Genomic DNA, 20,121 nt, shown 5'->3' on the forward strand with positions numbered 1-20,121 from the left:
GCATCTTGGTACGAGTGGCGGGACGCGGATCGGTGCTGCCCCGCACGCCGTGAGCATCTTGGTACGAGTGGCGGGACTTGAACCCGCACGCCGTGAGGCAGAGCATTTTGAGTGCCCCGTGTCTGCCGATTCCACCACACTCGCGAGGAGGCCAACACTACCAGCCCGACCCGCGCCTCCCGGCCCGTCGTCGACCGTCTCAGGAGCCCTCGAGCGCCTCGATCGCCGCCACGAGACCAGCCCGTCGCGGCGACCGCCGCGGCAGCACCGCGAGCAGCGCGCGGAGCACGAGCGCGTCGGTCGCACCGTCCGGGGTGCGCGCCCACGCGAGCAGGGCGTCGACGCCGCCGTCGGCGACGACCGACTCGCGGAACCGCAGCCGCACCAGGTCACGGACAGCGTCGACGCCGGGTGCGGCGGAGCCCGGCAGGACCGGTCCGGCGTACCGGTCGACGGCCTGGAGGCGCGCCCCGCGTTCGAGCGCGGACAGCACGCCGTCGACGTCGGTCCGGACCCCGGTCACCCGGTACGGCCGCGACGTCACGGTCACGTCCGGGGCGTGCTGCGCGAGGACCCGGCGCAGCCGGACGACCTCGGCGCGCAGGGTGACGACCGAGCCCGGGTCTCCGTAGACGGCGGCGGCGAGGTCGGTCGCCGCGAGGCCGGCGGGGTGCGCGGCGAGCACGACGAGCAGTTCGGAGTGCCGGGCGGACAGCTCGACCCGGCGGTCGGCGATCCGGAGCACGGCGGTGTCGGTACCGAGCACGGTCAGCTCGGCCGACGGCACGCCGGGTGTCCGCACCGGTGGGCGGACCGCGGCCAGGGCGAGCTGGGCCTCGGCTGCGGCGACCGTGGCGGCGAGCAGCGACAGCGTGTGCCGTTCGACTGCGCGGTCGTCGCCCGTCAGGTCGAGCACCCCGACGGTGGCGCCGCTCGCGTCGTGCACCGGGACGGCGGTGCACGAGAAGGGCTTGACGGCGTTCGCGTAGTGCTCATCGGAGCGGATCTGCACCGGACGGTCCAGGCGCAGTGCCGTGCCGGGCGCGCTGGTGCCGATGCGGTCCTCCGACCAGTCGGCTCCGGGGACGAAGCCCATGTCCTCGGCGGCGCGACGCGTGGAGCGGGCACCGTCGACCCAGACGAGACGACCCGCGGCGTCCGCGACGGCGACGACGCACCCGGCCGAGCGGGAGTCGTCGAGCAGCAGCCGACGGACCACCGGCAGCAGGGTGGCGATGGGGCCGTCGTGCCGGACGGCATCGAGTTCCTCGTCGCCGAGGGCGAGGACCGGGGCGGCGTCGGGGTCGACCCGGGCGGACCGCTGCCACGACGCGGCGACGAGCGGGCGGAGCCGACCGGGTGCACGCATGCGTCCTCCGATCGACCCCACCCGCCGCTCCGTCGCGACGCGCGCCATCAGCCTACGTCCGGGCCACCCGCGGGACCAGGCCGAGATCGGCGAGCTCGGCGTCGTCGAACATCCGCGACCGGGTGAGGAACCGTTTGCCCTCGGGGACCTCGACCGAGAACCCGCCGCCCCGGCCGTCGACGACGTCGATCGTCAGGTGCGTGTACTTCCAGTACTGGAACTGCGACACCGACATGTAGACCTCGACCGGGTCCAGCCCGTCGACCTGCAACGCGCCGAGCAGGACGTCCCCCGGGCCGGTCCGGAACATGCCGACGGGGTAGCACATCGGGCTCGAGCCGTCGCAGCAGCCGCCGGACTGGTGGAACATCAGCGGGCCGTGCCGGGTGGTGAGGGTGCGCAGGAGCTCCCCCGCCGCCGGGGTCGCCGCGACGCGTGCCGTGTCGGGCATCAGAAGAAGCCCATCGGCCCGTCGGCGTAGGAGACGAGCAGGTTCTTCGTCTGCTGGTAGTGGTCGAGCATCATCTTGTGGTTCTCGCGCCCGATGCCGGACTGCTTGTAGCCGCCGAAGGCCGCACCCGCCGGGTACTGGTGGTAGGTGTTCGACCACACCCGCCCGGCCTGGATGTCACGTCCGGCGCGGTACAGGGTCGTGACGTCACGGCTCCACACCCCGGCGCCGAGCCCGTACAGGGTGTCGTTGGCCGTGGCGATCGCGTCGTCGTAGCCGCTGAAGGACGTCAGGGCGAGCACGGGCCCGAAGATCTCCTCCTGGAAGATCCGCATCGAGTTGTCGCCCTCGAACACCGTCGGGGTGACGTAGTAGCCGCCCGAGAGTTCACCGCCCAGGTCCGCGCGTTCACCCCCGGTCAGGAGCGTCGCACCCTCCTGCTTGCCGATGTCGATGTAGCTCAGGATCTTCTCGAGCTGGTCGTTCGACGCCTGGGCGCCGATCATCGTGGACAGGTCGAGGGGGTGCCCCTGCTTGACGGCACGGACGCGTTCCAGGCCGTCGGCGACGAACCCGTCGTAGATCTCCTCCGCCACCAGTGCCCGGGACGGACACGTGCAGACCTCGCCCTGGTTCAGGTTGAAGAACGTGAAGCCCTCGAGCGCCTTGTCGTAGAAGGAGTCCTTCTCGGCCGCCACGTCGGGGAAGAACACGTTCGGGCTCTTGCCGCCGAGCTCGAGCGTCACCGGGATGAGGCTCCGCGAGGCGTACTGCATGATCAGCCGCCCGGTGGTGGTCTCCCCCGTGAAGGCGATCTTCCGGATGTCCGGGTGCTGCGCGAGCGGTGCGCCGACCTCGATGCCGAAGCCGTTGACGACGTTGAGCACCCCGGCGGGCAGCAGGTCGCGGATGAGCTCGACGAGCACGTGGATGGACGCCGGGGTCTGCTCGGCGGGCTTCAGCACGACGCAGTTGCCGGCGGCGAGGGCCGGGGCGAGCTTCCAGACCGCCATCAGGATCGGGAAGTTCCACGGGATGATCTGCCCGACGACGCCGAGCGGTTCGTGGAAGTGGTAGGCCACGGTGTCGTGGTCGATCTCGCCGGCGGACCCCTCCTGCGCACGGATCGCCCCGGCGAAGTACCGGAAGTGGTCGATCGCGAGCGGGATGTCCGCGCCGAGGGTCTCGCGGATCGGCTTGCCGTTCTCCCACGTCTCGGCGACGGCGAGCACCTCGAGGTGCTCCTCCATGCGGTCCGCGATCTTGTTGAGGATGACAGCGCGCTCGGCCGCGCTCGTCCGGCCCCAGGCCGGGAACGCCTTCCAGGCGGCGGCGACGGCGCGGTCGACGTCCGTCGAGTCGCCGCGGGCCACCTCGGTGAACACCTTGCCCGTGACGGGCGTCGGGTTCTCGAAGTACTGCCCGCTGGCGGACGGCACGTACTCGCCGCCGATGAAGTGGTCGTACCGGGATCGGTACTCGACCAGGGAGCCGGGCTCGCCGGGTGCGGCGTAGCTGGTGGGCGAGGGTGCGATGGTCATGGTGGTGCCCTTTCGACGACGCTGTCGGGGCGCACGGGTCGCGCGCCTGCTCCGCACGGTACGACCGCGGGGGTTGCAGGTCGTTGCACGGCCCGGGGCTCGGACGGGTAGCGTTCTGGACACCAGCGCTGGCGATCAGGGAGGAGCGCTCGTGGATTCTCGTGCAGTCAGGACGTTCCGGGTGTTCGTCGTCGTCACCGCGGTCGTCGCCATCGCACTGGGCATCGTGGCCATCGTCTGGCCCCGCCCGTCGCTCGTGCTCGTGGCGCTGCTGTTCGGCGTGTACCTCGTCGTGGCCGGGGCACTGCGCGTCTTCGCCGCGGTGCGGGGCCACGGCACCCGGCCGGTGTGGCGGTGGACGTCCGGCATCGTCGGCGGTCTGGTCGCGGTCGCGGGGCTCGTGACGCTGCTCGACCCGGCGATCCCGCTCGTCGTCTACGCCGTGCTCGCCGGGGTCGGGTTCCTGATCGAGGGGGTCGCCGCGATCGTCGGCGGCTTCGTCGGCCACCCGGGATCGTCACGCGTCCCGACGATCGTCAGCGGCGTGCTGTCCATCATCGGGGGCATCGTCGTGCTCGTCGCGCCCGGACTCGCGCTGACCGTCTTCATGGTCTTCGCCGGCATCGCGCTCATCGTCGTCGGGGCCGCGGCCCTGCTGCTCCTGCCGCCGCGCGCTGCCGTCCGCCGCTAGCCGCCGAGCGCCGCCGTCCGCTGCTCGACCGCGGCGCCCCTGCCGTCCGCCGCTAGGCCGACCCGGTGCCGAAGAGCAGCCCGAGTGCGTAGGTGACGATCGCCGCACCGAACCCGATGGCGAGCTGCCGGAAGGCCCGCTTGCCGGGAGACGCTCCGCTCAGCACGCCGACGACGGCACCGGTGCCGAGCAGGGCGATGCCCACCAGCCCGCCGGCCACCGCGATGGCCGGCCACCCCTGCATGCCGAACAGGAACGGCAGCACCGGGATGATCGCGCCCGAGGCGAAGAAGCAGAAGCTCGACACCGCGGCGCTCAGCCCGGTGCCGACCGCCTCGTGGTCGTCGGCGACCGCGGTGGAACCGGTCGCCGGCCGCCGCTCACCGATGCCGGACAGCACCTGCGCAGCGTGCTCGGTCGCCTCGGCCTCGGACATCCCGCGCGCCCGGTAGACCAGGGCGAGCTCGTTCGCGTCGACGTCGAGGTCCGACACCGCCCTGCCGGCCTCGGGATGGGGCGCGGACGCCTCGAGCAGTTCGCGCTGCGACCGGACGGAGACGTACTCCCCCGCCCCCATCGACAACGCACCGGCCAGCAGGCCGGCGATGCCGCTCAGCAGCACGAAGTGCCGGTCGGCCCCCGAAGCGCTGATGCCGATGATGAGCGCCAGGTTGGACACCAGGCCGTCGTTCGCGCCGAACACCGCCGCCCGGAACGTGCCGGACAGCCGCATCCGGCCACGGTTCGCGAGCCCGCGCACGACCTCGCCGTGGATCCGCTCGTCGGCGGCCATCCGCGCGGTCGCGTCCGAGTCGTCGGCGTACGGCGAGCGGTCCTCGGCGCGCTGCATGAGCGCGAGGACGAAGACCGACCCGAACCGCTTGGCCAGCACGGCGAGCACCCGGGTGCGCAGGCTCCCCCGCTGCGGCCGTCCGACGTCGTCGCCGAGCAGGTCGAGCCAGTGGTCGGCGTGCCGTCCCTCGGCCTCGGCCAGCGCGGCGAGGATCTCGCGCTCCTCGCCGGAACGGCGGGCAGCGAGGTTGCGGTACACGGCCGCCTCGGCACGTTCGTCGGCCAGGTAGCGACGCCAGCGGCGGACGTCGGCGCGCGGCGCCGGGGTGTCGGATCGGAGGCTCACAGCGACCATCCTGCCGCCTGCGGCCGACGTCCGGTCACCACCAGGGCCGTGGAGACGCGGCAGGGCGCGGACCGGAAGCGGTCGGCGCTGCTCGCACCGGGCCTCCAGTCCGCGCCCTGGTGGCGACGGAGCCTCGGGATCAGTCCCGGACGTACGCCGGCGCGGCCTCGGCGTGGGCGTCGCCCACCCGGTGCACGCGCAGGTCGTTCGTCGAGCCCTCGATGCCGGGAGGGGACCCGGCCGTCACGATGACGCGGTCGCCGGGGGCGGCCAGGCCGTTCTCGAGGAGGACGTCGTCCACCTGCGAGAAGAGCTCGTCGGTGTGGGTCTTCCGCTCCACCAGGAACGAACGGACACCCCACGTGAGGGCCATCCGGCGGCGCGTGGCCTCGTTCGGGGTGAAGGCGATGATCGGCAGACCGTGGCGCAGGCGCGACATGCGGCGGGCCGAGTCGCCGGACTCCGTGAAGACGCAGAGGTACGACGCCTCGGTGAACTCGGCGATCTCGACGGCGGCGAGGGTGATCGCTCCGCCGAGGGTGCGCGGCTTGGTGCCGAGCGGGGCGATGCGCTCGAGACCGTGGTCCTCGGTGGACTCGACGATGCGGGCCATGGTGCGGACGGTCTGCACCGGGTACTCACCGACGCTCGTCTCACCGGACAGCATGACCGCGTCGGCACCGTCGAGGACGGCGTTGGCGACGTCGGACGTCTCGGCGCGGGTGGGGATCGGCGACGAGATCATCGACTCGAGCATCTGCGTCGCGACGATGACCGGCTTCGCCATGCGGCGGGACAGCTCGACGGCGCGCTTCTGCACGATCGGGACGGCCTCGAGCGGGAGCTCGACGCCGAGGTCACCGCGGGCGACCATGATGCTGTCGAAGGCGTCGATGATCTCCTCGAGCGCGTCGACGGCCTGGGGCTTCTCGACCTTGGCGATGACCGGCAGGCGCTTGCCCTCTTCGTCCATGATCTCGTGGGCGCGCACGACGTCGCTCGCGTTGCGCACGAACGACAGCGCGATGAGGTCGGCGCCCTGGCGGATCGCCCAGCGCAGGTCGGCCTCGTCCTTCTCGCTCAGCGCGGGGACGTTGACGGCGACACCGGGCAGGTTGATGCCCTTGTTGTTGGACACCGTGCCGGGGACGACGACCTCGGTGCGGACCCGCACGCCGTCGGTGTCGAGGACACGGAGGCGGACACGGCCGTCGTCGATGAGCAGGGGGTCGCCGGGCTTGACGTCCTGCGGCAGGCCCTTGAACGTCGTGCCGCAGATCTCCTTCGAGCCGGGGACGTCCTCGGTCGTGATGGTGAAGATGTCACCGACCGCCAGGTCGTGCGGGCCGTCGGCGAACCGAGCCAGACGGATCTTCGGACCCTGCAGGTCGACGAGGATCGCGACGGGCTTGCCGAGTTCTTCGGCGGCACGACGGACGTTGACGTAGTTGGCCTCGTGGACGCTGTAGTCACCGTGGCTGAGGTTGAGGCGGGCGACGTCGACGCCCGCTTCGATGATCTCCTTGACGGTCTCGTAGTCCGACGTTGCCGGTCCGAGCGTCGAAACGATCTTTGCGCGTCTCAATGGATTCCTTCGTGGTGGTGGATGGAGCTTGGGTTTCCGCGCTGTGGGGCCGCGCGGAACGAAGCGAGGCCACCAGCACCCTACCGAGTGCTGGTGGCCTCGCGCTCACGGGAGCGTGAGCATCTGGTGGATCGCCGACATCAGACGGAGATCGCCCGGTCGGTCGCCTTGACCGGTGCCGGCAGGATCGTGGAGCCCTCGAGGTACTCGTCGACCTGGGCGGCCGCGGCACGGCCCTCGGCGATCGCCCACACGATGAGCGACTGCCCACGACCCGCGTCGCCGGCGACGAACACGCCGGCCTCGTTGGTCGCGTAGTCGGCACGGCGGTCGAGCGCCCCGGAGACCGTGGTCGGCAGACCGAGCTGCGGCTCGATCGTGTCCGACTCGGGGCCGGTGAAGCCCATCGCGATGAGGACGAGGTCGGCCGGGATCTCCCGCTCGCTGCCCGCCTTCGGGACCCGTCGGCCGTCGAGGTACTCGGTCTCGGCGACCCGCAGCGCACGGACCTCGCCGGCGTCGTTCGACAGGAACTCGACGGTGGAGGCGAGGAAGTGCCGCTCGCCGCCCTCTTCGTGGGCGCTCGTGATCTCGAACACGGTCGGGAACATCGGCCACGGCTGGTCGGACGGACGCTCGAGCGGCGGCTGCTTGCCGATCGCCAGGTTCGTCACGCTCAACGCACCCTGGCGGTGAGCGGTGCCGATGCAGTCCGCGCCGGTGTCGCCGCCGCCGATGACGACGACGTGCTTGCCCTCGGCCGTGATCTGGTTGTCGACCGTCGTGCCCGCGTTCGCCTTGTTCTGCTGGACCAGGTAGTCCATGGCGAAGTGCACGCCCTCGAGGTCGCGCCCCGGGATCGGCAGGTCGCGCGGCACCGTGGCACCGGTGGCGACGACGACCGCGTCGTAGCGTGACTTCAGGTCGTCCCAGGTGATGTCCCTACCGATCTCGACCCCGGCACGGAACCGGGTGCCCTCGGCCTGCATCTGGGCGAGACGCGCGTCGATCTGGCGCTTCTCCATCTTGAAGTCCGGGATGCCGTAGCGGAGCAGGCCGCCGATGCGGTCGTCCCGCTCGTAGACGGCCACCGTGTGGCCGGCACGCGTGAGCTGCTGCGCGGCGGCGAGCCCGGCGGGGCCGGAGCCCACGACGGCGACGGTCTTGCCCGTCAGGCGCTCCGGCGGGTGGGGCGTGACCCAGCCGTTCTGGAACGCCTGGTCGATGATCGAGACCTCGACCTGCTTGATCGTCACCGGGGGCTGGTTGATGCCGAGTACGCACGACGACTCGCACGGCGCGGGGCAGAGCCGACCCGTGAACTCCGGGAAGTTGTTCGTCTCGTGCAGGCGCTCGATCGCCTGCCGGCCCTCACCGCGCCACGTCAGGTCGTTCCACTCCGGGATCAGGTTGCCGAGCGGGCAGCCCTGGTGGCAGAACGGCACGCCGCAGTCCATGCAGCGGCCGGCCTGGCGCTTCAGGACACCGGACTCCTGCTGCTCGTAGACCTCTTTCCAGTCCATGAGCCGCACGGGCACGGGTCGCCGGGGCGGGAGTTCGCGTTCCTGGACCTTCAGGAATCCCTTGGGGTCAGCCACCGGTCACCTCCATGATCCTGTTCCAAACGATGTCACCGTCGGGGTCGAGCCCCTCGTCGACGGCCTGTCTGCGCGTCTCGAGCACCGCCGCGTAGTCGCGCGGCAGCACCTTGACGAAGTCGCTCAGGTCTCCGGACGCCAGCAGGTCGGACGCGAGCGTCGACCCCGTCTCGTCGGCGTGCCGGGTGAGCAGGTCGGTGACGATCTCGACGTCGGCGCTGTCGAGCGCCTCGAGCCGGAGTTCGCCGGACGCCAGGGCGTCGGTGTTCACGTGCTCCTCGCGGAGCCCACGGACGTACGCCGTGCCACCGGACATGCCGGCACCGAGGTTCCGGCCGGTCTCGCCGAGGATGAGCGCGAGCCCGCCCGTCATGTACTCGAGCGCGTGGTCCCCCACGCCCTCGACGACGGCCGTGGCACCGGAGTTCCGCACCAGGAACCGCTCGCCCACGATGCCGCGGATGAACATGCTGCCCTGGGTGGCGCCGTACCCGATGACGTTGCCGGCGATGACGTTCTCGGCGGGGTCGAAGCCCGAACCGGCGTCGGGGCGGACGACGATCTGGCCGCCGGAGAGCCCCTTGCCGACGTAGTCGTTGCTGTCGCCGATCAGCCGCAGCGTGATGCCCGCCGGCAGGAACGCGCCGAGCGACTGCCCGGCGGAACCGCGCAGCGTCACGTCGATCGAACCGTTCGGCAGACCGTGTTCGCCGTGCCGCAGGGTCACCTGGTGGCCGAGCATGGTGCCGACGGCACGCTCGGTGTTGCGGATGGGCAGGTCGAGCGCGATCGAACCGCCGTGGTCGAGCACGTCCGCTGTCTGCTGGATGAGCTGCACGTCGAAGTGCTGGTCCAGCTCGTGGTCCTGCTCACGGTGGTGACGGCGCGGTTCCGCGTCGTCGAAGTGCGGTCCCTTGAGCACCGGCGCGAGGTCGAGCCCCGAGGCCTTCCAGTGCTCGACGGCACGGTCGACGTCGAGCACGTCGGTCTGCCCGATCGCCTCGTCGAGGGTGCGGAAGCCGAGCTCGGCGAGGAGCTCGCGGACCTCTTGCGCGATGAACTCGAAGAAGTTCACGACGAACTCGGGCTTGCCGGAGAACCGCTTGCGGAGCTCGGGGTTCTGCGTGGCGACGCCGACCGGGCAGGTGTCCAGGTGGCAGACGCGCATCAGGATGCAGCCCTCGACCACGAGCGGGGCGGTCGCGAAGCCGTACTCCTCGGCACCGAGCAACGCGGCCACGACGACGTCGCGCCCGGTCTTCATCTGCCCGTCCACCTGCACGACCACGCGGTCGCGCATGCCGTTCAGCATGAGCGTCTGCTGGGTCTCGGCCAGGCCGATCTCCCACGGGGTGCCGGCGTGCTTGAGCGAGTTCAGCGGGCTCGCGCCGGTGCCGCCGTCGTGGCCGGACACGAGCACGACGTCGGCCAGGGCCTTCGTCACGCCGGCCGCGACCGCACCGATGCCGGACTGGCTCACGAGCTTCACGTGGACGCGGGCAGCCGGGTTGGCGCGCTTGACGTCGAAGATCAGCTGCTTGAGGTCCTCGATGGAGTAGATGTCGTGGTGCGGCGGCGGCGAGATGAGGCCGACGCCCGCGGTGGCGTGCCGGGTGCGGGCCACCCACGGGTAGACCTTCGCCGGGGGCAGCTGACCGCCCTCGCCGGGCTTCGCACCCTGCGCCATCTTGAGCTGGATGTCGGTGGCGTGCGTGAGGTACATGCTCGTCACGCCGAAGCGGCCGGAGGCGACCTGCTTGATCGCGCTGCGGCGCTCGGGGTCGAGCAGCCGGTCGACGTCCTCGCCGCCCTCGCCCGTGTTCGAGCGACCGCCGAGTCGGTTCATCGCGATGGCGAGCGTCTCGTGGGCTTCCTTCGAGATGGACCCGTAGGACATCGCACCGGTGTTGAACCGCTTGACGATCGACTCGATCGACTCGACCTCGTCGAGTGCGATGGGCTTCCGCGTGCCCTGCTTGAAGCGGAACAGCCCGCGGAGCGTCATGAGCTGCTCGGACTGGTCGTCCACGGCGCTCGAGTACTCGCGGAAGATGTCGTACCGGCGAGCACGCGTGGCGTGCTGCAGGCGGAACACCGTGTCCGGGTTGAACAGGTGCGGCGGGCCCTGACGGCGCCACTGGTACTCGCCGCCGATCTGCAGTCGCTCGTGGGAGAGCACCGCGCCGTCCTGCGGGTACGCCTGGGCGTGCCGCTCGGCGTTCTCCTTGGCGATGACGTCGATGTCGACGCCGCCCAGGATCGACGAGGTGCCCGTGAAGTACTTGTCGACGAACTCCTGGCTGAGCCCGACGGCCTCGAACGCCTGCGCACCGGCGTAGCTGGACACCGTGGAGATGCCCATCTTCGACATGATCTTCAGCACGCCCTTGCCGAGCGCCTTGATGACGTTCTTGACGGCCTGCTCCGGAGTGATCCCGGGGATCATGCCGGCGCGCACCAGGTTCTCGCAGGTCTCCATCGCCAGGTACGGGTTGATCGCCGAGGCGCCGTACCCGATGAGGGTCGCCACGTGGTGGACCTCACGCACGTCGCCGGCCTCGACGATGAGCCCGACCTTCATGCGCTGTTCGGTGCGGATCAGGTGGTGGTGGACCGCGGCGAGGAGCAGGAGGCTCGGCACCGGTGCCTGCTCGGAGTTGCCGTCGCGGTCGGACAGCACGATGAACTGCTTGCCGGACTCGATCGCGGCGTCGACCTCGTCGCACACGGCAGCGATGCGCTTCTGCATCGCCTTCTTGCCGGCGTCGACGCGGTACAGGCCCTTGATCGTGACGGTCAGGTGGCGACCCGACTCGGTCTCGAAGTGCTGCACCTTGGCGAGCTGGTCGTTGTCGATCACCGGGAAGTCGAGCGTGATCTGCTTCGCGTGCTCGGGACCGGCGGAGAGCAGGTTGCGCTCCGGACCGAGCCCCATCCCCATCGAGGTGATGACCTGCTCGCGGATCGAGTCGAGCGGCGGGTTGGTCACCTGCGCGAACTGCTGCGTGAAGTAGTCGAAGAGCAGGCGCGGACGCTCCGACAGCACGGCGATCGGGGTGTCCGAGCCCATCGCGCCGAGGGGCTCGGCTCCCGCTGCCGCCATCGGGCGCAGCAGGATCCTGACCTCTTCTTCGGTGTACCCGAACGCGCGCTGACGACGGGTGACCGAGGCCGGGGTGTGCACGATGTGCTCGCGCTCCGGCAGGTCGTTGAGGTTGATGCGGCCGGCTTCGAGCCAGTCGCCCCACGGACCCGAGGCGGCGAGCTCGCGCTTGACCTCGTCGTCCTCGATGATGCGGCCGGCCTCGGTGTCCACCAGGAACATCCGGCCCGGACGCAGACGCCCCTTGCGCACGACCTTGGCGGCCGGCACGTCGATGACCCCGGTCTCGGAGCCCATCACGATGAGGCCGTCGTCCGTGACCAGGAAGCGTCCGGGGCGCAGGCCGTTGCGGTCGAGGGTGGCGCCGACGAGCGAGCCGTCGGTGAAGGTGATCGCGGCGGGGCCGTCCCACGGCTCCATGAGCATCGAGTGGTACTCGTAGAACGCGCGGAGGTCCGGGTCCATCCCGACCTGGTTCTCCCACGCCTCGGGAACCATCATCGACACGGCGTGCGGCAGGGTCCGGCCGGTCAGGGTCAGCAGCTCGAGGACCTCGTCGAACGAGGCCGAGTCGCTCGCCCCCGGGCTCACGATGGGCAGCAGCGGGGCCATGTCGCCGAGCAGTTCGCTCTCGAGCTGCGACTGGCGGGCGCGCATCCAGTTGCGGTTGCCGCGCACCGTGTTGATCTCGCCGTTGTGGGCGATCGTCCGGAACGGCTGCGCGAGCGGCCACGACGGGAACGTGTTGGTGGAGTAGCGCGAGTGCACGATCGCGAGCTTCGAGGCGAAGCGCTCGTCGCTGAGGTCCGGGTAGAACGGTTCGAGCTGCAGCGTCGTGACCATGCCCTTGTAGACCATGGTGCGGCTCGACAGCGACATGAAGTAGAGGTCGTTGTCGTGCTCGGCGCGCTTGCGGAGCCGGAAGGCCTGGCGGTCCAGCGCGATGCCGCTCCACGACGCACCGTGCACGTCGTGCCGGATGGAGGCGACGAAGAGCTGTTCGAAGGCCGGCATCGCGGCACGGGCCAGCGTGCCGAGGACCTCCGGACGCACCGGGACCTCGCGCCACCCGAGGACCTTCAGGCCCTCTTCACGGGCGAGCCGCTCGACGGCGCCCTTCACCGCGTGGCGCGCGTCGTCGTCCAGGGGCAGGTAGGCGGTGCCGACGGCGTACTCCCCCGCTGCCGGCAGCTCGAAGGGCACGACGGCCCGCAGGAACTCGTCGGGCACCTGGCACAGGATGCCCGCGCCGTCACCGGTGCCCGCGTCGGAGCCCACGGCACCGCGGTGCTCGAGGTTCCGGAGCGCACCGAGCGCCGCGTCGACGATGTCGTGACCGGGCGTGCCGCGCAGGGTCGCGACCATCGCGAGCCCGCATGCGTCCTTCTCGTTCGCCGGGTCGTACATGCCCGTGGCGTCCGGGATCGCGGAGAAACGGCGGTGCGGCGGCACGAGGCTCGTCGGTGCCGAGGGCTGGGTTGGCTGGAGCGCCATGGGGAACCGTCCTCACGAGGAAGTGGAACAGGGACAGCGGTGGCCCGGTGGTGCGTTCCGCCCGAGCGGGCGGGACTGGTGCCCGTGCCCGCCGTCAGTGAGTTGCCCTGCCGGCCGGCGAGGTTGCTGGGCCCCGCTTGTGGCGGGGGCCGTCTGGTGCTGCTGGTGGTGCTGCTGCGCGTCACCGGTGGTGGTCGGGAGGGGGTGTCTCCGCGACGCGATCAGCGAGTGGTCGTGACCGGATCGTCGCTCGTGACGCCGTCTGCTGCGTCGTCGTCGTGCTCCGAGAAGGTGTCGTCCGAGTCTACAACGGACCTCGGACGGGGCTCGCGCCCCGGCAGGTACGGGCTCGGCTCCTTGCCGGTGTGCCGACGGCTCTGCACCACGAAGATCAGGATGCCGATGACGACCGCGGCGAGGGCGACCCACACGTTGGTGCGGACGCCGAAGAAGGTCTCGCTCGTGTCGACGCGGATGGACTCGAGCACCGAGCGTCCTGCGCCGTACCAGATCAGGTACAGACCGAGGACCTTGCCCCACTGCAGCGTGAACTTGCGCGCCAGGAACAGGATGACGACGACACCGAGGACGTTCCAGATGATCTCGTACAGGAACGTCGGGTGGAACAGCGTGCCCTCGGGCAGGCCCTTCGGGAACGCGGCGTTGCTCGAGTCGATCTCGAGGCCCCAGGGCAGGCTCGTCGGCATGCCGAAGAGCTCCTGGTTGAAGTAGTTGCCCAGGCGGCCGAAGGCCTGCGCGAGCAGGACGCCCGGCACGACGGCGTCGATGAACGACGTGAACCGCAGGCCCACCTGGCGGCAGCCGATCCACGCGCCGACCGACCCGAGGATGAGCGCGCCGAAGATGGCGAGCCCGCCCTCCCAGATGTACAGGAAGGACAGCGGGTCGATGCCGGGGCCGAAGTAGTCGGACACGTGGGTGAACACGTGGAAGAGGCGACCGCCGATGATGCCGGCGGGCACGGCCCAGATCGCGATGTCGATGATGATCCAGCGCTCGACGCCGCGGGCGTTGAGTCGGCGGTTCGCCAGGACGACCGCGGCCACGATCCCGATCAGGATGCAGATCGCGTACGCGTGGATGCGGAAGTCGAGGGGCAGCGACCAGCCGAACGCGTCGCGGAGCCAGGCGGTCAGGTCGAAGTACTGCCAGGCGGTGCTCGGGCTCGGGATGCTCAGGAGGGGCATGGAGGTGCTGTCGCCTTTCGGAACTGACGGGGCGCGGTCGACGTGGCGTCGGCCTCGCTCACTGTAGCGCGGGTCGCGGGCCCGACAGGAACTGGACTAGCGGCGGCGGGCGCCGGTGGAGAGGTCGGCGGCACGGTCGGCCACACCCTGCACACCGAGGTCGGCCAGCGCGCGGACGAACGCGGACCCGACGATGGCACCGTCGGCGTACTCGAGCACCTCGCCGACCTGCTCGGCCGTCGAGATCCCGAGACCCACGCAGGTGCGCTCGACCCCGGCGTCGCGCAGGCGCGACACCACCGTGCGAGCGGCGACGTCGACCCCGGCCCGTGCACCGGTCACACCCATCGTGGAGACGGCGTAGACGAACCCACGGCTGGCCTGGACCGCCTGGCGCATGCGCTCGTCGGACGAGGACGGTGCGGCGAGGAAGACCCGGTCGAGCCCGGTCCGCTCGGAGGCCTCGGTCCACGCGGAGGCCTCGTCGGGGATGAGGTCGGGCGTGATCAGGCCGGCGGCACCGGCGGCGACGAGGTCGTCCGCGAAACGGTCCACGCCGTAGCGCAGCACCGGGTTCCAGTAGGTCATGACGAGCACCGGCACGTCGGCCCGCTCGGTGATCTGCTGCACGGCATCGAAGACCTGTGCGACCCGGAAGCCGTTCGCCAGGCTCTCCTCGGCCGCCCGCTGGATCACGGGGCCGTCCATCACCGGGTCGGAGTACGGCAGGCCGAACTCGATGACGTCCACGCCGTTCTCGGCGAGGGCGACGGCGGCGTCGACGCTGGTCTGCAGGTTCGGGTACCCGGCGGGCAGGTAGCCGACGACGGCTCCGGCGCGCTCGGCGTTGGCGGTGTCGATCGTCGTGGCGACGGTCCGGTTCGTGGTCACAGCTGCACCGCGTTCTCGTCGAGGATGCCGAAGTAGCGACTGGCGGACGCGACGTCCTTGTCACCCCGGCCGGACAGGTTCACGAGCACGACGCCCTCGGGGCCGAGCTCCTTGCCGAGCTTCATCGCACCGGCGAGGGCGTGGGACGACTCGATCGCCGGGATGATGCCCTCGGTCTGGCTCAGCAGTCGGAACGCCTCCATCGCCTCGGTGTCGGTGATCGGCTGGTACTTCGCGCGGCCGATCGACGCCAGGTACGCGTGCTCCGGTCCGACGCTCGGGTAGTCGAGTCCGGCGGAGATGCTGTGGCTCTCGATCGTCTGGCCGTCCTCGTCCTGCATCAGGTACGACTTCGCGCCCTGCAGCACGCCCTCGCGACCGAGCGTGATGCTCGCCGCGTGGCGACCGGTCTCGACGCCGTCGCCGCCGGCCTCGAAGCCGTGCAGCGCGACGGACTCGTCGTCGAGGAACGCCTCGAAGATGCCCATCGCGTTCGAACCGCCGCCGACGCAGGCCGCGACGGCGTCCGGCAGGCGCCCGACGCGGTCGAGGACCTGCTGCCGCGCTTCCTCGCCGATGACCTTGTGGAACTCGCGCACCATCTCGGGGAACGGGTGCGGACCGGCGACCGTGCCGAGCAGGTAGTGCGTCGACTCGACGTTGGCGACCCAGTCGCGCAGGGCGTCGTTGATGGCGTCCTTCAGGGTGCGCGAACCGGTCTCGACGGGGATCACCTCGGCGCCCAGCAGGCGCATCCGGGCGACGTTGAGGGCCTGTCGCTCGGTGTCGACGGCGCCCATGTAGACGACGCACTCCATGCCGAACAGTGCGGCAGCGGTCGCGGTGGCGACGCCGTGCTGGCCGGCACCGGTCTCGGCGATCAGGCGGGTCTTGCCGAGCCGACGGGCGACGAGGGCCTGGCCGAGGACGTTGTTGATCTTGTGGGAGCCGGTGTGGTTCAGGTCCTCACGCTTCAGGATGACCCGGGCACCACCGGCGTGCTTCGCGAACCGCGGCACCTCGGTGATGATCGAGGGGCGCCCGGTGTAGTCACGCTGCAGCTCGTCGAGCTCCGCACGGAACGCCGGGTCCGCCCAGGCCTGACGGAAGGCGGCCTCGAGCTCGTCGAGCGCGAGGACGAGGGACTCGGGGACGAAGCGTCCGCCGAAGTCACCGAAGTAGGGGCCGTGCAGGTCGCGGAGTGAGGTCACGATGTGTCTCCCGGGACGAGTCCGACGCGGCCGGTCGGCCGCGTCGGACGGGTGGAACGTGCGGCCGCGGTCGGCGGCCTCGATGCGTTGGCGGGTCAGGCCGCTCTTCGGCGGCACCGTGGGCGGATCGGGCCACGATTCGGCGGGCCCGTGGGCCGGTCAGGCCTGGTCGGCGGCGTCGACGAACGACGCCAGGGTCGCGGCGGGGTCGTCGCCCGTCACGAGCGCTTCACCGACCAGCACGACGTCGGCACCCGCTGCACGGTAGTGGGCGACGTCGGCCGGACCGGAGACCGCGGACTCGGCGACCCGTACGACCCCGGCGGGGATGCGGTCGGCGAGCGACCCGAACAGGTCGCGGTCGAGCGAGAAGTCGGTCAGGTCACGGGCGTTGACGCCGAGGATGCGGGCACCGGCGTCGAGGCCACGCGTGACCTCGTCACCGGAGTGCGCCTCGACCAGCACGCGCATGCCGAGTTCTTCGGCCAGGGTGTGCAGTTCGACCAGGCGGGCCTGTTCGAGCGCCGCCACGATGAGCAGCACGACGTCGGCTCCGGACGCCCGGGCCTCGATCACCTGGTACGGGTCTGCGATGAAGTCCTTGCGGAGCACGGGGACCCCGACGCGGGCCTTCACGGCTTCGAGGTCGGCCAGGCTGCCGAGGAACTTGCGGCCCTCGGTCAGGACGCTGATCGTCGAGGCCCCGCCACGCTCGTAGTCGGCGGCGAGGGCGGCCGGGTCGGCGATCGCGGCCATCGACCCGCGGGACGGGCTGGCACGCTTGACCTCGGCGATGATCTTCACCCGATCGCCCGGGCTGAGGAACGCGAGGGCGTCGAGCGGCGACGCCACCCGGTCGAGGTCGCGTTCGACGTCCGAGTACGGACGATCGACACGACGGGCGGCGGCGTCCTCGAGCGCGCCCGCGACGAGGGTCTCGAGCACGTTCGGCATCGGGAGACCCCTACTCGCCGTGGTGCTTGGGGACGAACTTCGGACCGTCGACGCCGTAGCCGGCCTTCTTCATCACGCCACCGGCGATGAGGCCGATGAGGACGACGCCAGCGGAGGCCCAGACGCCCCACGGCTGGTCGAACCAGAAGAACAGCGTGCCTGCCGCGAATCCGATCAGCATGATCACGACGGCGGTCCAGGCGGCCGGCGAGTGGCCTTCGCCGAGTTCTGCGGGCTCAGTGTTGCTCACGGTGCTCCTCGTTCTGCTCCGGCGTCGTCGGTCGAGCGACGCCCTGTCGATCCTACCGTGTCGTCACTCGGCGCCCCCGCGCCCGCGCCGTCGGCGGTGGTCGGGTCCACGCCCGCGCTCAGGTCGTCCCAGTCGACGACCGCGTCGCGCTGGACGGGTGCTGCTGCGCGTGCCGCCGCGGCGGCCCCGGCGGTAGCGGCACCGTACTTCCGGCTCGGGCCGGGCCAGGCGCGCTGGACCACGATGACGACCACGCCGAGCAGCACGGCGAGCACGCCGCCCGCGATCCCGACGGCGGGCCACGGGCTCACGGAGACGCTCGACACGACACCGCGGACGGCGCCGAGGTCGCTGACCCCGGCGACCTCGCCGACGGCACCGCGTGCAGCGGCGATCGGGTCACCGAGTGCGGTGATCCCGCTGACGACCACGCCGAGGCCGAGCAGGATCTCGACGGCGGCGAGCACGATGCGCAACACCCGGCCGGCGATGGTCATCGCCAGGAAGAGTGCGAGGCTGGCGATCGCCAGCGCGGTGTACTGCGGCACGACCGCCGCCCCGTCGGCCGAGACCGTCGAGGTGACGGCGGCACCCGCGTGCAGGCGCACGGTGAACCAGGTCTGGGTCCAGGCGAGCATGATGACGCCGGCGACCAGGAGCCCGGCAACCACGACGATCGGACGCGAGCGCTTCACGAGCGGACCTCGCGCATCCGGTTGGCCGTGGCGACGGCACGCAGCGGCGCGGCGGCCTTGTTGACCGCCTCGACGTGCTCGGTCTCCGGGTCGGAGTCCGCCACGAGCCCGGCACCGGCCTGCACGCGGGCGACGCCGTCCTTGATCAGGGCCGTTCGGATCGCGATCGCCAGGTCGGCGTCACCGGCGAAGTCGAAGTACCCGACGACTCCGGCGTACGCACCGCGCTTCGCCGGCTCGAGCTCGTCGATGATCTCGAGCGCACGCGGCTTCGGCGCACCCGAGAGCGTGCCGGCCGGGAACGTCGCCCGGAACACGTCGATCGCCGAGGCGTCGGGACGCACCCGCCCCTCGACGCTCGACACCAGGTGCATGATGTGGCTGAACCGCTCGACGGTCATGAACTCGGTGACGCTGACGGTGCCCGGCTCGCACACCTTCTGCAGGTCGTTGCGGGCGAGGTCGACGAGCATCAGGTGCTCGGCGCGCTCCTTCGGGTCGCCGAGCAGGTCCTCGCCGAGGCGGACGTCCTCTTCCGGGGTCGCACCGCGCGGGCGGGACCCGGCGATCGGGTGTGTGATCGCGCGGTCGCCCTGCACCTTGACCAGGGCCTCTGGCGAGGCCCCGACGATCCAGAACCGCTCGTCGGCGGTGTCCGCGAGGGCGAGGAAGTACATGTACGGACTCGGGTTCAGCGTCCGGAGGACCCGGTAGACGTCGAGCGGGTCGGCCGTGACCTCGTGGTCGAACCGCTGCGAGATGACGACCTGGAACACGTCGCCGTCGCGGATGAAGCCCTTCGAGCGCTCGACGGCCGCCATGTAGTCGGCCGGGCTCGTGCGGTGGGTCGGGGTCGGCTCGGCGATCTCGAAGGCCTCGGCGACGGTCGCGACGCTCGGTTGCACCAGGTCGCCCTGCATGCGGTCGAGGCGCTGCTGCGCGTCCGCCCAGAGGGTGTCCGCGTCGTCGGTGCCGTCGTTCAGCACGCTCGCGACGAGCAGCACGAGACCGGTGCGGTGGTCGAGCGCGGCGAGTTCGGAGACGAACGACAGCGCCTGTCCGGGGACGTCGAAGTCGGCTGGCGGCACGTTCGGCAGGTGCTCGAGCTGCCGCACGGCCTCCCACCCGATGAAGCCCACGGTGCCGCCGACGAGCGGCGGCGAGCCGGGCACCCGCGGCGTGGCCCAGCGCTCGTGCAACCGTGCGAGGACCTCGAGGGGGGCGCCCTCGAGCGACCCGACGGCGCGCTCGGCGTCGATGCCGGTGTCGATCCAGGCCGCGCGGTCGCCGTCCTGCGTCAGGACGCCGAAGCTCCGGACGCCGACGAACGACCAGCGCGACCACAGGCCGCCCTGGCCGGCGGACTCGAGCAGGAAGGACCCGGGGCGGCCGTCGGCGAGCTTGCGGTAGACGCCGACCGGCGTCTCGCTGTCGCCGTACAGCGCGCGGACGACCGGCAGGACCCGGTGGTCGCCGAGCAGGCCGTCGAACTCAGGTCGGGAGGTCGTGTGCGGGGTGTCGGAGATCGTCGCGGTGGTCATCGCGTCGGCTCCCCGGCCGTGTCCGCCGGGGCGGACATGGTCACGGGCGCGAGCGGGTCGACGTCGAAGCACCGGTGCGCCCCGGTGTGGCACGCCGCCCCGACCTGCTGCACCGTGACGAGGAGCGTGTCGTCGTCGCAGTCCAGCGCAGCGCCCCGGACGTACTGGGCGTGTCCCGACGTGTCGCCCTTCCGCCAGTACTCGTTCCGCGACCGCGACCAGAAGGTCACACGGCCTTCGGTGAGGGTGCGGCGGAGGGCTTCCCGGTCCATGTAGCCGAGCATGAGGACGTCCTTCGACGATTCCTCCTGCACGATGGCGGGGAGCAGGCCGTCCGCACCGAAGCGTGCGCGGTCGAGGACCGCCTCGGTGTCGGTGCTGGTGCTGTCGGTCATGAGACT

16 protein-coding genes and 1 tRNA gene are annotated in these 20,121 nt (G+C 71.2%); 1 reads left to right on the forward strand and 16 read right to left on the reverse strand.

Features of this window, described 5'->3' with window-relative positions; genetic code table 11:
* Nucleotides 1-59 precede the first annotated feature (59 nt).
* The 4 genes from DEJ30_RS02675 to DEJ30_RS02690 all read right to left on the reverse strand — a co-directional run bounded on the left by DEJ30_RS02675 (nt 60) and on the right by DEJ30_RS02690 (nt 3,361).
* A tRNA-Leu gene (locus DEJ30_RS02675) sits at nt 60-144 on the reverse strand.
* Between the two features lie 55 nt (nt 145-199).
* Nucleotides 200-1,369, reverse strand: a complete 1,170-nt coding sequence (locus tag DEJ30_RS02680) for a helix-turn-helix domain-containing protein (RefSeq protein ID WP_181419973.1) — start codon at nt 1,367-1,369, stop codon at nt 200-202.
* 52 nt (nt 1,370-1,421) lie between these two features.
* Complete coding sequence (locus DEJ30_RS02685) at nt 1,422-1,820, reverse strand: DUF779 domain-containing protein (protein ID WP_110858956.1); 399 nt, start codon at nt 1,818-1,820, stop codon at nt 1,422-1,424.
* Entirely contained in the window at nt 1,820-3,361 is a 1,542-nt protein-coding gene (locus DEJ30_RS02690) for an aldehyde dehydrogenase family protein (RefSeq protein ID WP_110858957.1), read from the reverse strand. The genes DEJ30_RS02685 and DEJ30_RS02690 overlap by 1 nt, the downstream gene beginning before the upstream one ends.
* A gap of 151 nt (nt 3,362-3,512) precedes the next feature.
* On the opposite strand from DEJ30_RS02690, the gene DEJ30_RS02695 reads away from it, so the two are divergent.
* Nucleotides 3,513-4,052 carry an HdeD family acid-resistance protein gene (locus DEJ30_RS02695; protein WP_181419974.1) on the forward strand — a complete coding sequence of 180 codons (540 nt, stop codon included), beginning with the start codon at nt 3,513-3,515 and terminating at the stop codon, nt 4,050-4,052.
* Between the two features lie 52 nt (nt 4,053-4,104).
* On the opposite strand, the gene DEJ30_RS02700 is transcribed toward DEJ30_RS02695, so the two are convergent.
* The 12 genes from DEJ30_RS02700 to hisI all read right to left on the reverse strand — a co-directional run bounded on the left by DEJ30_RS02700 (nt 4,105) and on the right by hisI (nt 20,115).
* On the reverse strand, nt 4,105-5,199 hold the full coding sequence (locus DEJ30_RS02700) for a VIT1/CCC1 transporter family protein (protein WP_071244751.1): 1,095 nt from the start codon (nt 5,197-5,199) through the stop codon (nt 4,105-4,107).
* A 130-nt stretch (nt 5,200-5,329) separates the two neighbouring features.
* Nucleotides 5,330-6,775 (reverse strand): pyruvate kinase, encoded by a 1,446-nt coding sequence (pyk, locus tag DEJ30_RS02705; RefSeq protein ID WP_017887208.1) that lies wholly within the window; start codon nt 6,773-6,775, stop codon nt 5,330-5,332.
* A 140-nt stretch (nt 6,776-6,915) separates the two neighbouring features.
* Nucleotides 6,916-8,373: a glutamate synthase subunit beta gene (locus DEJ30_RS02710; protein WP_110858958.1), complete on the reverse strand. Its 1,458-nt coding sequence runs from the start codon at nt 8,371-8,373 to the stop codon at nt 6,916-6,918.
* Nucleotides 8,366-12,970, reverse strand: a complete 4,605-nt coding sequence (gene gltB / locus DEJ30_RS02715; protein WP_375231862.1) for a glutamate synthase large subunit — start codon at nt 12,968-12,970, stop codon at nt 8,366-8,368. The genes DEJ30_RS02710 and gltB overlap by 8 nt, the downstream gene beginning before the upstream one ends.
* A gap of 221 nt (nt 12,971-13,191) precedes the next feature.
* Nucleotides 13,192-14,178, reverse strand: coding sequence for a prolipoprotein diacylglyceryl transferase (gene lgt, locus DEJ30_RS02720; RefSeq protein ID WP_181419975.1), 987 nt, complete (start codon nt 14,176-14,178; stop codon nt 13,192-13,194).
* Between the two features lie 96 nt (nt 14,179-14,274).
* Entirely contained in the window at nt 14,275-15,069 is a 795-nt protein-coding gene (gene trpA, locus DEJ30_RS02725) for a tryptophan synthase subunit alpha (RefSeq protein ID WP_110858959.1), read from the reverse strand.
* Nucleotides 15,066-16,280: a tryptophan synthase subunit beta gene (trpB, locus tag DEJ30_RS02730; RefSeq protein ID WP_071244754.1), complete on the reverse strand. Its 1,215-nt coding sequence runs from the start codon at nt 16,278-16,280 to the stop codon at nt 15,066-15,068. The genes trpA and trpB overlap by 4 nt, the downstream gene beginning before the upstream one ends.
* A 159-nt stretch (nt 16,281-16,439) precedes the next feature.
* Complete coding sequence (trpC, locus tag DEJ30_RS02735) at nt 16,440-17,225, reverse strand: indole-3-glycerol phosphate synthase TrpC (protein WP_110859138.1); 786 nt, start codon at nt 17,223-17,225, stop codon at nt 16,440-16,442.
* A gap of 19 nt (nt 17,226-17,244) precedes the next feature.
* Complete coding sequence (locus DEJ30_RS18035) at nt 17,245-17,484, reverse strand: HGxxPAAW family protein (protein ID WP_111090420.1); 240 nt, start codon at nt 17,482-17,484, stop codon at nt 17,245-17,247.
* Nucleotides 17,481-18,179, reverse strand: a complete 699-nt coding sequence (locus DEJ30_RS02745; RefSeq protein ID WP_110858960.1) for a Trp biosynthesis-associated membrane protein — start codon at nt 18,177-18,179, stop codon at nt 17,481-17,483. The genes DEJ30_RS18035 and DEJ30_RS02745 overlap by 4 nt, the downstream gene beginning before the upstream one ends.
* Nucleotides 18,176-19,720, reverse strand: a complete 1,545-nt coding sequence (locus DEJ30_RS02750) for an anthranilate synthase component I (RefSeq protein ID WP_110858961.1) — start codon at nt 19,718-19,720, stop codon at nt 18,176-18,178. The genes DEJ30_RS02745 and DEJ30_RS02750 overlap by 4 nt, the downstream gene beginning before the upstream one ends.
* Nucleotides 19,717-20,115: a phosphoribosyl-AMP cyclohydrolase gene (gene hisI / locus DEJ30_RS02755; RefSeq protein WP_110858962.1), complete on the reverse strand. Its 399-nt coding sequence runs from the start codon at nt 20,113-20,115 to the stop codon at nt 19,717-19,719. Before hisI ends, DEJ30_RS02750 begins: the two co-directional genes overlap by 4 nt.
* Nucleotides 20,116-20,121: the final 6 nt, after the last annotated feature.

This window comes from Curtobacterium sp. MCPF17_003 (assembly GCF_003224385.1).
Taxonomy (GTDB): Bacteria; Actinomycetota; Actinomycetes; order Actinomycetales; family Microbacteriaceae; genus Curtobacterium; species Curtobacterium flaccumfaciens.